General features: G+C 32.3%; 16 protein-coding genes. 3 read left to right on the top strand and 13 right to left on the bottom strand.

Annotation, left to right across the window (positions count from 1 at the left end):
- Nucleotides 1-89 precede the first annotated feature (89 nt).
- Nucleotides 90-851 (bottom strand): VOC family protein, encoded by a 762-nt coding sequence (locus EL082_RS03055; protein WP_103286150.1) that lies wholly within the window; start codon nucleotides 849-851, stop codon nucleotides 90-92.
- 173 nt (nucleotides 852-1,024) lie between these two features.
- Here EL082_RS03055 and EL082_RS03050 point away from each other — a divergent pair, with 173 nt between their 5' ends.
- Entirely contained in the window at nucleotides 1,025-1,459 is a 435-nt protein-coding gene (locus EL082_RS03050) for a MarR family winged helix-turn-helix transcriptional regulator (protein WP_002465446.1), read from the top strand.
- The gene (locus EL082_RS03045; RefSeq protein ID WP_002465434.1) at nucleotides 1,456-2,661 is read left to right on the top strand and encodes an MFS transporter; all 1,206 of its coding nucleotides are present in this window, start codon (nucleotides 1,456-1,458) and stop codon (nucleotides 2,659-2,661) included. Before EL082_RS03050 ends, EL082_RS03045 begins: the two co-directional genes overlap by 4 nt.
- Before the next feature lie 88 nt (nucleotides 2,662-2,749).
- On the opposite strand, the gene EL082_RS03040 is transcribed toward EL082_RS03045, so the two are convergent.
- The 7 genes from EL082_RS03040 to EL082_RS03010 form a co-directional block, all read right to left on the bottom strand.
- A complete protein-coding gene (locus EL082_RS03040; protein WP_002465440.1) occupies nucleotides 2,750-3,100 on the bottom strand; it encodes a SarA family transcriptional regulator in 351 nt (116 codons plus the stop codon).
- Nucleotides 3,101-3,383: 283 nt separating this feature from the next.
- A complete protein-coding gene (moaA, locus tag EL082_RS03035; protein ID WP_015364787.1) occupies nucleotides 3,384-4,406 on the bottom strand; it encodes a GTP 3',8-cyclase MoaA in 1,023 nt (340 codons plus the stop codon).
- A 15-nt stretch (nucleotides 4,407-4,421) separates the two neighbouring features.
- Nucleotides 4,422-5,024, bottom strand: a complete 603-nt coding sequence (gene mobA / locus EL082_RS03030) for a molybdenum cofactor guanylyltransferase MobA (RefSeq protein ID WP_002465414.1) — start codon at nucleotides 5,022-5,024, stop codon at nucleotides 4,422-4,424.
- A gap of 5 nt (nucleotides 5,025-5,029) precedes the next feature.
- The gene (gene moaD / locus EL082_RS03025) at nucleotides 5,030-5,263 is read right to left on the bottom strand and encodes a molybdopterin converting factor subunit 1 (protein WP_103286151.1); all 234 of its coding nucleotides are present in this window, start codon (nucleotides 5,261-5,263) and stop codon (nucleotides 5,030-5,032) included.
- 1 nt (nucleotide 5,264) lies between these two features.
- Nucleotides 5,265-5,711 carry a molybdenum cofactor biosynthesis protein MoaE gene (locus EL082_RS03020; RefSeq protein WP_002465448.1) on the bottom strand — a complete coding sequence of 149 codons (447 nt, stop codon included), beginning with the start codon at nucleotides 5,709-5,711 and terminating at the stop codon, nucleotides 5,265-5,267.
- Nucleotides 5,712-5,716: 5 nt separating this feature from the next.
- The gene (mobB, locus tag EL082_RS03015) at nucleotides 5,717-6,187 is read right to left on the bottom strand and encodes a molybdopterin-guanine dinucleotide biosynthesis protein B (RefSeq protein WP_002465445.1); all 471 of its coding nucleotides are present in this window, start codon (nucleotides 6,185-6,187) and stop codon (nucleotides 5,717-5,719) included.
- Entirely contained in the window at nucleotides 6,184-7,443 is a 1,260-nt protein-coding gene (locus EL082_RS03010; protein ID WP_002465447.1) for a molybdopterin molybdotransferase MoeA, read from the bottom strand. The genes mobB and EL082_RS03010 overlap by 4 nt, the downstream gene beginning before the upstream one ends.
- Before the next feature lie 58 nt (nucleotides 7,444-7,501).
- On the opposite strand from EL082_RS03010, the gene moaC reads away from it, so the two are divergent.
- The gene (moaC, locus tag EL082_RS03005; RefSeq protein ID WP_002465428.1) at nucleotides 7,502-7,990 is read left to right on the top strand and encodes a cyclic pyranopterin monophosphate synthase MoaC; all 489 of its coding nucleotides are present in this window, start codon (nucleotides 7,502-7,504) and stop codon (nucleotides 7,988-7,990) included.
- 104 nt (nucleotides 7,991-8,094) lie between these two features.
- Here moaC and EL082_RS03000 read toward each other — a convergent pair whose 3' ends face one another.
- The 5 genes from EL082_RS03000 to modA all read right to left on the bottom strand — a co-directional run bounded on the left by EL082_RS03000 (nucleotide 8,095) and on the right by modA (nucleotide 11,837).
- Nucleotides 8,095-8,598, bottom strand: a complete 504-nt coding sequence (locus tag EL082_RS03000) for a MogA/MoaB family molybdenum cofactor biosynthesis protein (protein ID WP_002465432.1) — start codon at nucleotides 8,596-8,598, stop codon at nucleotides 8,095-8,097.
- 23 nt (nucleotides 8,599-8,621) lie between these two features.
- The gene (locus tag EL082_RS02995) at nucleotides 8,622-9,626 is read right to left on the bottom strand and encodes a ThiF family adenylyltransferase (RefSeq protein ID WP_002465417.1); all 1,005 of its coding nucleotides are present in this window, start codon (nucleotides 9,624-9,626) and stop codon (nucleotides 8,622-8,624) included.
- A gap of 138 nt (nucleotides 9,627-9,764) precedes the next feature.
- Complete coding sequence (locus tag EL082_RS02990; protein WP_002465436.1) at nucleotides 9,765-10,370, bottom strand: ATP-binding cassette domain-containing protein; 606 nt, start codon at nucleotides 10,368-10,370, stop codon at nucleotides 9,765-9,767.
- Nucleotides 10,371-11,042 carry a molybdate ABC transporter permease subunit gene (gene modB, locus EL082_RS02985; protein ID WP_002465433.1) on the bottom strand — a complete coding sequence of 224 codons (672 nt, stop codon included), beginning with the start codon at nucleotides 11,040-11,042 and terminating at the stop codon, nucleotides 10,371-10,373.
- 12 nt (nucleotides 11,043-11,054) lie between these two features.
- Nucleotides 11,055-11,837, bottom strand: a complete 783-nt coding sequence (modA, locus tag EL082_RS02980; RefSeq protein WP_015364784.1) for a molybdate ABC transporter substrate-binding protein — start codon at nucleotides 11,835-11,837, stop codon at nucleotides 11,055-11,057.
- Nucleotides 11,838-11,935: the final 98 nt, after the last annotated feature.

Here is an 11,935-nt window from a genome sequence, read left to right as displayed (position 1 = left end):
TCTTTGTGTAGTTGCTTAAGTGTTATATCTGTTATCGTTGTTTTTATTCATATCGCTATTATTATTCAAAGTGCCTATAATTATCTATATTAATGAATCGGCTCGAATCGATATTTAGCACCTCTAATATATAGTGAATATGGTGCCGTAGCTTCAGTATCCTTAAGCACTACGGTATGATAACCAGATTGTTTACCATCTTCAATACGAAAATATATCTGGTCTTCTTTCAAAATCAAATCCGTATATTTCTCAGTTTCTTCAACTATTTCCATATCAAACCAATTTTGCCAGTTCTTAACTGTCTGAGCTCTCTTACTACTTGAAACCATAATCATATCAATAGAAAATTGAGTTTGATATAACGACTTTAGTTGTTCATGTCGATTGGCGTCTCCTTGATCCCATTGAATAAAGAATGGTGGTTTGACCATATAACTTGGATCAGCTATATAGATAAGACGCCACGTTATTTTTTCACCTCTTTTAGTTTCTCTTTCCATATTTACAGGACCAATGACATCTATATTTCTATCTTCTAATGTCTGTTTAATCGCATCAATATTACTTGTTCTTAAACATATTGTTTTGAATCCTTGTTTAAAGTTATCTTGAGCTATTTTCGTCGCAAATGACACTCTACCCTCTTCGGTTTTAGCTAATTTTTGTAATTTCTCTTGGTCTTCTACATCTAAAAATTCTATGTAATTTTCATTTATATAGGACAATTTATTAAATGTTCCAAATTTATGATGTTTCCCTCCGGAATTGAGTTTAACAACTTCACCTGGAAACTTAAATTGCTCTAATTGATCAATATAATGAATGATATGATCAAATTTCAAATCCATGTTATGAGCTCCTTTTTACATTTCTTAATCCTTATTTTAACAAATGTATCGATAATTTACTTCTAAAACCTAGCAAAAAAGTATTGCAAAATATAGCTTTTAGTCCTATAATAATGCTTGCGTTTAAAAAGGTTAGCCAAGCTAACTAATTTATAATATTTTGGGGTGTACTCATGATTAGTAATGATTTTTTTAATAGTTTTATAAGTATTTATCGACCTTATATTAAATTAACACAACCAATATTGGACCGATATGATATCCATACTGGTCAATGGCTTGTATTAAAAGACATAGCTCAATTCCAACCGACGACTTTAGTTAACATTTCTTACCGTCGTTCTATAGAGAAACCAACAACACGAAAGTTTATCAAAGTATTGTTAGAAAAAGAATTGATCACATTTACAACGGGTAATGACAAGCGTCAAAAATGGTTGAGTTTAACAGAAGAAGGCATGCAATTATTTAACGCGATTAATAAAGAGGTTAATGAAATACAAAGTGAAATTATTAAGAAATCAGGTGTTAATGAGCAACAATTATCAAAAATTATCGAGTCAATGTCTATCATTTATGAAACAATACTAAAGGAGAGTCAAGAATGAATGAATCGTCAGCAACTAAAGCACCTATTTTTACCAAACGCTTCAATCTAAATTTCATCATAAACTTTTTCGTATACTTATGTATGTATTTGTTGATTGTTGTAATTGCTGGATATAGTAAGACTGAATATCATGCATCAGATAGTTTAGCAGGCCTTGTCGTTGGTTTATTTATTGTAGGATCATTAATAGGTCGTTTTGGAACAGGTAAATATGTAAATTTATTTGGTCCTAAAAAGATATTAATATTTGGTTTAAGTTGTTTGATAATAACTCAAGCACTTTATTTTATTCCAAGTAATATTTATTTCTTAATGTTTGTACGTTTAATAAATGGTATTGCGACAGCGATTGCTACTACAGCTACAGGAACTATAGCAGCATATGTAACGCCTCAAACTCGTAAAAGTGAAGGTATCAGCTTATTTTCATTAAGTTTAGTATTAGGTACTGCCGTAGGACCTTTCTTTGGTATTCTGCTGCTTAATGCCTTTTCAATCACTGTACTATTCACTTTATGTATTGCATTAGGAATCATTGGTTTACTATTATCTTTATTCATTAAAATAGATTTTGAAACTGTTAAACCCAGTCATAATGCTTCAGAACCTAAGGGGTTCAGTATCCATAACTTTATCGCCAAAGAGGCAGTTCCAGTAGCATTTGTGATGATGTTAGTTGGTGTAACTTATGCAGCTATATTAACTTATTTACAAGTGTTTGCGGAACAACGTGACTTAGTTAATGCAGCAAGTTATTTCTTTATTTTCTATGCTATCGCTTCATTAGTCACACGACCTATAGCAGGCCGTCTCATGGATAATAAAAATGAAAATGTTGTGGTTTACCCAGCATTCATTGCACAAATACTATGTTTTATTTGTTTAGTTTTCAGTTATAACAGTGGCTTATTATTACTTGCTGGTATTTTACTAGGTATAGGATATGGAAACCTTTCTTCATCTATGCAAGCTATTTCTATAAAAGTTTCACCATCATCTAAATATGGCTTAGCCACATCAACTTATTTTATTGGTCTAGATATCGGCGTAGGTTTTGGACCTTCATTCTTAGGATTATTTACGCATATGGTTTCATATAGTCAGATTTATGGCGCAATGGCTATATTAGGTCTATTAACTACAGCTGTATACTTCTTGGTACATGGTAAGAAAGTTAGACATACGTATTCTTATGAATAATGATTAAATCAAGCTAATTTTATTAAATTTAAAAAGCTAGAGAAACCTCATTAACAAGGCTTCTCTAGCTTTCTTTTTCATTATATAGTTAGTTTGCAATACTAATCGCTTCTATTTCATTAATCATTTTATCAATTAATTTCTTTTGTGACGCATTGAAGAAATAATAGACTTGTCGTTCGTCTGTTTCAGAACGTAGTTTTGAAATAAGTTCTTTTTTATAGATTTTACGGATAATGACATCAATTTTACTTGTATCCCAAAGCATTTCAAAATGTAATGTATCTCTTAATTCTTTTCCACTTATTTTCTCTCCTTCAAAGACTTTGTATAATACAACAAACTCTTCAATTGAAATACGATAAGTTGATTTCAACCAATGCTTAAGTTGACTTAGCTCTCTTTCAGATGCAATAAAACCTTGTACTTTATTTGTCATAATAAAATGCCTTCTATGTTGATTCTTAGATGTGATGTTTGTATTGTACAATTAAATTGCTTAACTTTATTATATAACATTGTTAGAATTTTATCTATTACAAATATTAAATTTAAGTCTAAAATTGGTTTGGAATTACATCATTTTAAAGTACGATTTTAATATTGAAAAGTAAATAAATGTAAAAGCACAGATATCACAAAACGTTTTAAATCCATTAATCGAATAATTGTTTCTAAAATATGAGTCTTCTTTTATTCATAATTAGTTTTATAGTTTAATGCTATCCGCCTATATAATTCATGTTTATTTTATTACGCTTTCTATTTTGAACGGTTTGTTCAGTTCGCTCATCAGAGTAACGATCATCTCTAACATGCCATAGTGCTTTAAATTGCTCTAATAACATTGCATCTGTTGCACCTGATCGCATTAAAGCTTTGACATCAAACCCCTCTACTTCTGCAAATAAACAACCATAAAATTTTCCATCTGAAGATAAACGTGCCCTAGTACAAGATGAACAAAATGACTGAGAAACACTTGTAATCAATCCAAATTTCACTTGATTATCTTTATGTCTATAGTACTTTGCAACCTCACCAAAATATTTTGGTTCTACTGGTTCTATATCAAAATGTTCTTCTATCATACTTAACATTTCATCTTTAGTTACTACTTTACTGAAATCCCAACCATTGTCGTTCCCAACATCCATAAACTCTATAAATCTGATTTCAATGCCTCTATCTTTAAAGTAATCTAACATCGGAATGATTTGATCATCATTAATGCCTTTTTGAATGACTACATTCACCTTAATTTCAAACCCTATTGATATAGCATAATCAATCTGTTCTAGTATTGTAGATGCTTTAATATTTCGGTTGTTAATAGCTTGAAAAACTTCATCATCTATCGCGTCTAGACTAATATTAATTCGTCTTAAACCTGCATTATATAAATTTTGACCATGTTTTTTTAATAGTAAGCCATTTGTAGTCAATCCAATATCTTCTATACCTTCAATTTGATTCAGTTGCTCTATGAGTTGGTAAAGATTTCTACGTAGTAGTGGTTCACCACCAGTAATTCTTATTTTTTTAACACCCAATTGCGCGTAAAGCTTAGATATTCTTACCATCTCTTCGAATGTTAATAATTCTTCTTTGGGTAAAAAGACAAAATCATCACCAAATATTTCTTTTGGCATGCAATAATCACATCTAAAATTACATCTATCAGTGACAGATAATCTTAAATCTCTTATTGGTCGACCTAATTTATCTTTAATTTGCTCTACCATCATGGACCCTCCTTATTAACTTAACTGTTGTTTTAAAGTGTCCAAGTCTTGTTGTGAATTGATATTATAATACCAATATGACGGTGCTTTGATGTCTTCTACTTTAATCCAATCTATATTCATTTGATTATATAATTGTTTAAAACTATAATCATCGGACTCTAGAATATCTTCTATAACGGCTTTCGTCTTAGGACTATAAAAACCTATAGTTGGAATATAACGCCCTGATGCTTTTACCGTTGCGATATCTATTTGATCATCTATTAAGTGTGACACCATAAATTGATAGAGTTGATTAATAGCTCTTTCACTGATCATAGGTGTATCAACTGACACTACAAAAAATAATTCTTCATCTGGATACTGTTGCATAGCTGTAAATATACCTGCTAATGGGCCTTTCCCTTTATGCTCCTCGGTATCCACGACCACGTTCGTATGGTCAAATTGATTTTTTAATTGATTATTTGTACTAATCAAAATGTCATTAAACATATTTGTTGATTCTAATACTTTGATAATACGCTGATAAAACATTTGACCTTCAACTTCGGCAAATGCTTTAGGACGTCCAAAACGTCTGGATTCTCCTCCAGCGAGTATAATTGCTTTCATTTATTTTATCCTCCGCTGACTGGTTGTATGAGTGCCACAGTATCACCAGATCCTATCATATCTTTGTCTTTTACAAATTCTTCATTTACCGCAATTTGAAATTGCTTATGTGTTAATTCAGGATGTCGTTGTAATAATAAGTCTTTAAAAACTTCAACAGTTACTTTCTCTGACAAATCAATTGATTCTGACTGTTGATTAATCATATCTTTAAGTTCTGCAAAGTAGAGTACTTTCATTTCACTTCCCCCTTTGACTTTCCTCGTAGCTACCTTTTTGGTGCCCTTGCCACTCCGATCCATCTTCCCAAATTTCTTTTTTCCAAATTGGAACAATTTCTTTAATTCGCTCTATGGCATATTCATTTGCCTGATACGCATATTTACGATGTGGAGAAGATACGACAATTAAAACAGCTATGTCTGAAATTTGTAATGGACCTATTCTGTGAACAATAGTTGTGACGGTTCCTGGCCACTTTTCTTCTATTTCTTGGCCAATTTGAGCCATTTTCTTCTCTGCCATTGGAATATATGCTTCATATTCTAAATACTCTGTTTTAACGCCTTTCGTCCATTCACGTACATGACCAGTAAACATGACCATTGCACCTTGATGTTCATTTAATGTGAATTCACGATAGGGTTCAGTTTGAATCGGTGTAGTTACGATTTCAAATTGCTTCATTTTGCTCAATCCTTATGTGTTACTTTATTTATTAACCATTCATCAAATTTTTGATATGCATTTGGTTCATTTAATTTTATCCTATAACATATATTGTTTAAATGATTTAACTCATGTAATTGTTTTTCATTATCGTAAACAATAATCTTGTCATAATTTTCATGTTTGAATCCTTCAACTAGTACAACATCACAATCAATTGTAACAGATTCCTTAATAATATTAGAAAGGCTTTGTTCAGTCGTTCTAGTGACTGTTTGACGATAGGCATGACCTTGTACAATACTTTGATCGGCACCTGATTGAAAGTGTTTCATATGGTCTACAGGCTGATGTTGTAATTGTATGTCTTCACCTTGATGACCATGATGTTTGATACTTGCAACTTTAAAATTTTGCTCTTTTAAAAATGATATTGCATGTGTCATCAATGTTGTTTTCCCAACATTTTTATATCCAATAATTTGTAAGATCATATATTTAATTCCTCTTCGTAAGCCGCTGACTCAGTGAGTATAACATCAACAGTATGTCCTTGTTTAAATCCACGCGTACCTCCTGGCAACATAATCATGGCATTGGCATGTGCAATAGCTACGACCGCACCCGATTTATTAAACCCGGAAGGTACAACAGTTGCACCTGCAGGAGTTAATGTTGCAGTAGCTCGTATAAATCTTGTAAATGGATTTGCTTTAGTAAAATCTTCCATAAGCGTTGCTTTTACAATTTGAGGATACACCGCTTTGGCATTCATCATATGATTCATCGCTGGTTTCACAAATAATTCAAAGCCAGTAAAACATGCAGACGGATTACCAGATAAACCAAACAAATATTTTTGATTAGCTACGGCTACGGTTGTTACACTACCTGGACGCATAGCGACTTTATTAAATAATACATTGGCATCTAAAGCTCGATAAATTTCAGGTAAATAATCAAAATCTCCAACAGATACACCACCTGTCGTAATGACCATGTCATGTTGCTCCATTGCATGTTTAACAACTTCAATACTACTTTGTAAATCGTCTTGTTGTATCTGATAGGATCCTACGTGGATGCCAAGTTGTTCAGCTAGTGCTTTAATCATTGGTCCATTTGAATTTCTAATTTTACCTGGTTGAAGTTCATCACTTACATCTAACAGTTCACTGCCAGTAGCTATAACTGCGATACTAGGTTTTTCATAAACTTCAACTTCTGTATAACCATAGGTTGCCAAAACTGCAATAGCACCTGGATTAATACGTTGACCAACTGTTAATACAATGTCTCCAGTTTGTGTTTCTTCACCTTTTAATGACACATTCTCGTGGTGTTCGAAAGATTTTCTAATAGAAAATGTATCTTCTTCCTCAACTGTTTGCTCAAACATCACCACTGCATCTGCGCCTTTTGGTAATTGGGCACCTGTCATAATACGTACCGCTTCGTATTGCCCAACTTCTTTATGTGACACTGAACCAGCCCCAATATGATCTATCACTTTAAATTTGATTCGATGGTCACCACGAGCACCTACAGTATCTTTACTTCTAATTGCAAAACCATCGTAAGGTGACTTATCAAATCTTGGAATATCATAAGTAGCTACAATGTCATTCGCCAATACATAACCAATACTTTCTTCTAATGACACAGTTATTTTATTTGAACGAATATTTTGATTTACAATTCGTTGAATAGCTTCTTTAACAGGAATTGGACTTCTTTTTTCAAATGGCATTTGATCATCTCCATAAATAATTTTTCATGATATACTTGTGTCGAAAAGGAGGATTAACATGTCAGAATTCACACACATTAACCAACAAGGTAACGCTAAAATGGTCGATGTTTCTAATAAGGAAGTTACTAAACGAACTGCTATTGCACACTCAAGTATTATAGTGAATGAAACAATTTATAAACAAATTGTTCAAAATACTAACGCTAAAGGTAATGTATTAAATACAGCACAAATTGCTGGAATTATGGCTGCTAAAAATACATCAACGATTATTCCAATGTGCCATCCGCTTCCATTAACAGGTATAGATGTTTCATTTGACTGGAATACAACACATTCAAATCATTTCGAACTGAACATTCAAGCTACAGTATCCACAACAGGTAAAACTGGTGTAGAAATGGAAGCCTTAACGGCTGCCTCTGTAACTGCTTTAACCATATATGATATGACTAAAGCAGTAGATAAAGGTATGATAATAGGTCAAACCTATTTAACATCTAAATCCGGTGGAAAATCAGGAGATTATCATCGATCCAATTAGTTTTAATTCGATAGTTAAGAGGCAGAAGGACATAAATAATCAAACATCAACTACGATCAACATATGATTTATACTAAGAATCTGACGTCCCTGCCTCCTTATCTTCATTTCGTTAGTTCATGTATCAAATGATTAAGTTCAGGTTTAATGAGCTTGTTAATAGCTAACTTAATGGCGCCTGTAGATCCAGGTAATGCAAATATTAATGCTTCGTCATGTGTTCCAGCTACTGCTCTTGATAATAATGACCTCGTACCTACATCTTCTGTATAACTTAAGTATCTGAATAGTTCACCAAACCCCTCAATTTCTTTGTCTAATAAAGGTCGCACAACCTCAATGGTTACATCTCTTTGTGCAATTCCTGTACCACCAGTTGTGATAATGACATCAATATTTTTTTGTTGTAACCAAGTTTGTAATTGGCTGTGTATAGCCTCTTGATCATCTTTTACAATTTGATAATTTTCCCTTTTGATATTTATATTTTCATCTTTTAATAGCGTTTGTATAAGTTGACCGCCCTTATCTGTTTCGTAATTTCTAGTATCTGAAACTGTAAGTACTGCAACTTCTATATTTCTATCTAATTTCACATTTGTGTGCATCATTTAAGTCCTCCTAACAATCATTATCCAAATAATTGATTAATTAATTTTGTTGCTTCATTAGGATTATTCATACCGTGAATAAGCAATCTTCCACCATTAAACGCAACGATACGATATCCATTGAATGTAAAAACAATCATATATGGATTCTGTTTATATTGAATATGGTGTGTCTTTAAAAATGCTTCTAACATTTCCTGGGAAATTGTCGAGTTATTGTATTGTACAGTATCTCTTCCACATAACGTTGTATATTGTCGTTGGTTGCGCTTTAAGAACGGATAATTGGGTGTTTTTCCACAAGTAGGACATGTGTCGTTATGCATATTTTTAAAACCAATGGCATGATGGTAACCTTCCCAAATGTCACCATATTTCAATTTAATATCTGTAGACTGATTGGTTAGCACTTTTAAAGCATCAGCAAGTTGAAAACTAGTTGTCATCGTTACAGCGGGTTGTATCACCCCTACTGTATCGCAAGTCAAATTAATTGAAGGCAATTGTGGGACTAGACAATTGAAGCAAGGCGTCTTACCAGGTATGAAAGTTGTTTGAGCATATGTACTTTGAACAACACCCCCGTAAATCCATGGTATGCACTTTTGATATGCAATATCATTAATGAGTTGACGCGTTTCAAAGTTATCAGTTGCATCAATAATTAAATCAATGTTAGTTGTGTAGATGTCTAAAAAGTATGCATCAACATGTGATACATAAGCATTAATATCAATATCATGACGAATCGCTTCTAAATGATTCTTAGCTGCTATGACTTTCGGTAACATATCTTTTGCGTCTTGTTCAGTGAATAAGGTTTGTCTCTGTATATTACTAAGCTCAATATAATCACGATCAACAATTGTCAATTGTTGAATACCCGCTCGAATCAAACCTTCAGCTACATGAGTTCCCAATGCTCCCATCCCTACAATCATGACATGTTTTTGACCAATAAGATGTTGTCCTTCTTCTTTAATATGTTTAAATAAGATTTGCCTTGAATATCTCTCTTGATCCATCTTTGAATCTCCCTTAAATAGTATTGCTTCTATTATAAAACTTGTTGGACAAAGTGACAAAAAGTCTACATAAAACAAGCGAAACTATATGATGAATATCATCTTAATATAGTTTCGCCATAATTATTTACGCTATTTTTAAGAAATCATTATTAATTCATGAGCAAGCGTATGTGCCTCTTCATTAGAATGTGTAACAAAGATAATTGGTATTTTCCATAAGTTATAAATTTTATGAACTAGGTTCATACTCTCATACTTAGTATGGTCATCTAAACTAGAAAATGGCTCGTCTAAAAGTAATAAGTCGGGTTTAATACTTAATGCTCGAGCTAATGCTACACGTTGCGCTTCTCCTCCGGATAATGTGATAGGATATTGATCAACTAAATGTGAAATATTAAGTGTATTCATAACATCATTGATATGTTTCGAAGATTGCGTCATAAATGTAATATTTTGTTGCACAGTAAGATGTGGAAATAGCTGATAGTCTTGAAATAAATACCCAATTCGTCTTTGTTGAATTTTGAGTTGTATTCGTCTAGATGAACTAGTAAGTATCCGTTGATTTACTTCAATTTCAGCTTGATCTGCTTTCTTCAAACCCGCAATCATATTTAATATAGTCGTCTTCCCTATGCCGGATGGACCTTGTATAGCATAAATTTTAGGGGCGTCATCGTTTATATGAATCTCGATATTACGTTGATTAATTTTATGTGATATATCAATTTTCAACATTTAATCACGCTCCCTGAACTTATCATAATTCATTAAATTGATCGTCATAATGACGACTATTGAGAATGCTACAAGCACTAGAACCCATAGCCAAGCTTGATTTTCTTTACCTTCAACTACTAAGAAATAAATTTCTAATGGTAAAGTATTGGTTTTATTTGGAATGTAACCAGCTACCATTAATGTCGCACCAAATTCTCCAATTGCTCTCGCAAAACTCATCACTATGCCAGATAATATATAACGTTTCGATAATGGAAGTACAATACGATAAAATATTTTACTTTCACTTGCACCCATTGTGCGTGCTGTATCTAACATACGTTTATCTATACTATTAAATCCTTGAATCGTATGTTGATACATAAGCGGAAAACTTACTATTACTGAGGCAATAACTGCACCTGTAAGTGTAAACACTACTGGCAGATGTAATATATTATTGAAGAATAGACCTATGATTCCCCGCGGTGAAAAAATAATAAGTAATATAAACCCCATCACTGTTGGCGGTAAGACGATAGGTAATAAGATGAAACTCTCCACTATTTTTACCCAACGCTTTTTACGATGGTATAGCCATTTAGATACAAGAATACCTAAAATCATGACAATGATGGTACTCATTGTTGCCACGCGGATAGATATCCAGAATGAAGTTAAGTCAGGCATGAAAGACAACTCCTATGCTGAGAACTGATAGTCTTTGATAATTTGTTTAGCTTTATCTGTTTTTAAGAATTCCATCCATTTTTTAGCTAATTTTTTATCTGAAGTAGCCCCAGCTTTATAAGTGATTGGTTTTGATAACTTCACTTGTTTAATTTCTTTTACATTGTCGATTTTTTTCTTATTTTTATATAAATCTGTTTTATAAACAAATCCTTGTTGTGCGTTACCCTTTTGCACATAATTTAATACTTGTTTAACATCTTTTGCATAAATGACTTTATCTTTAACAGTATTCCATAAATCATTCTCTTCTAAATATTGTTTGCCATACTTACCTGCTGGAACTGTCTCAATTTGGCCTAAAGCCAATTTATCATTTCCTTTTAAATCTTTAACAGAATGATAATCTTTGTCCTTTTCACCGATAAGTACTAAGTTATTTTTAGCATAATTATATGTATCATGCGCTTTCTTTTTATTTTTTAAGATATCAACATCTTTTGTATTAGCTGACATGATAACGTCAACTGGTGCACCTGATTCAACTTGTTGTCTTAAAGCACCTGAACCTCCATAGTTAAAGTCAACTTTAGCCTCTTTATGTTCTTTTTCAAATTCTTTTTTCAATTCTTTACTAACATCTGTTAAACTTGCTGCTGCTGAAATTTGTAATTCTTGTTTCTTACCATTATCAGCCTTGTCACTTTTTTTACCATTGTCAGAAGATGAATTCGAACATCCTCCTAACACTAGTAAACTCATTAACATTACTACAAAAATACTTTTAATTTTCATTATAAAACCTCCTTATTCTCTATTATACTTCAAGATGTATATCATTTATTATGACATTTTCGTGTAAACATTTGATAGCAATTTTTAATTTCAACCTT

It is taken from the genome of Staphylococcus warneri, from assembly GCF_900636385.1.
In the GTDB taxonomy this organism is placed as follows: Bacteria; Bacillota; Bacilli; order Staphylococcales; family Staphylococcaceae; genus Staphylococcus; species Staphylococcus warneri.
This window is presented reverse-complemented; position numbering and strand designations above follow the sequence as displayed.

What these genes read in the sequence shown, in the direction of transcription:
- modB (WP_002465433.1), bottom strand. Translation starts at nt 11,042, where the DNA reads ATGCCTGACTTAACTTCATTCTGGATATCTATCCGCGTGGCAACAATG.
- EL082_RS03055 (WP_103286150.1), bottom strand. Translation starts at nt 851, where the DNA reads ATGGATTTGAAATTTGATCATATCATTCATTATATTGATCAATTAGAG.
- EL082_RS03020 (WP_002465448.1), bottom strand. Translation starts at nt 5,711, where the DNA reads ATGAAGCAATTTGAAATCGTAACTACACCGATTCAAACTGAACCCTAT.
- mobA (WP_002465414.1), bottom strand. Translation starts at nt 5,024, where the DNA reads ATGAAAGCAATTATACTCGCTGGAGGAGAATCCAGACGTTTTGGACGT.
- EL082_RS03040 (WP_002465440.1), bottom strand. Translation starts at nt 3,100, where the DNA reads ATGACAAATAAAGTACAAGGTTTTATTGCATCTGAAAGAGAGCTAAGT.
- mobB (WP_002465445.1), bottom strand. Translation starts at nt 6,187, where the DNA reads ATGATCTTACAAATTATTGGATATAAAAATGTTGGGAAAACAACATTG.
- EL082_RS03045 (WP_002465434.1), top strand. Translation starts at nt 1,456, where the DNA reads ATGAATGAATCGTCAGCAACTAAAGCACCTATTTTTACCAAACGCTTC.
- EL082_RS03000 (WP_002465432.1), bottom strand. Translation starts at nt 8,598, where the DNA reads ATGCACACAAATGTGAAATTAGATAGAAATATAGAAGTTGCAGTACTT.
- EL082_RS02995 (WP_002465417.1), bottom strand. Translation starts at nt 9,626, where the DNA reads ATGGATCAAGAGAGATATTCAAGGCAAATCTTATTTAAACATATTAAA.
- EL082_RS03010 (WP_002465447.1), bottom strand. Translation starts at nt 7,443, where the DNA reads ATGCCATTTGAAAAAAGAAGTCCAATTCCTGTTAAAGAAGCTATTCAA.
- modA (WP_015364784.1), bottom strand. Translation starts at nt 11,837, where the DNA reads ATGAAAATTAAAAGTATTTTTGTAGTAATGTTAATGAGTTTACTAGTG.
- EL082_RS03050 (WP_002465446.1), top strand. Translation starts at nt 1,025, where the DNA reads ATGATTAGTAATGATTTTTTTAATAGTTTTATAAGTATTTATCGACCT.
- moaC (WP_002465428.1), top strand. Translation starts at nt 7,502, where the DNA reads ATGTCAGAATTCACACACATTAACCAACAAGGTAACGCTAAAATGGTC.
- EL082_RS02990 (WP_002465436.1), bottom strand. Translation starts at nt 10,370, where the DNA reads ATGTTGAAAATTGATATATCACATAAAATTAATCAACGTAATATCGAG.
- moaA (WP_015364787.1), bottom strand. Translation starts at nt 4,406, where the DNA reads ATGGTAGAGCAAATTAAAGATAAATTAGGTCGACCAATAAGAGATTTA.
- moaD (WP_103286151.1), bottom strand. Translation starts at nt 5,263, where the DNA reads ATGAAAGTACTCTACTTTGCAGAACTTAAAGATATGATTAATCAACAG.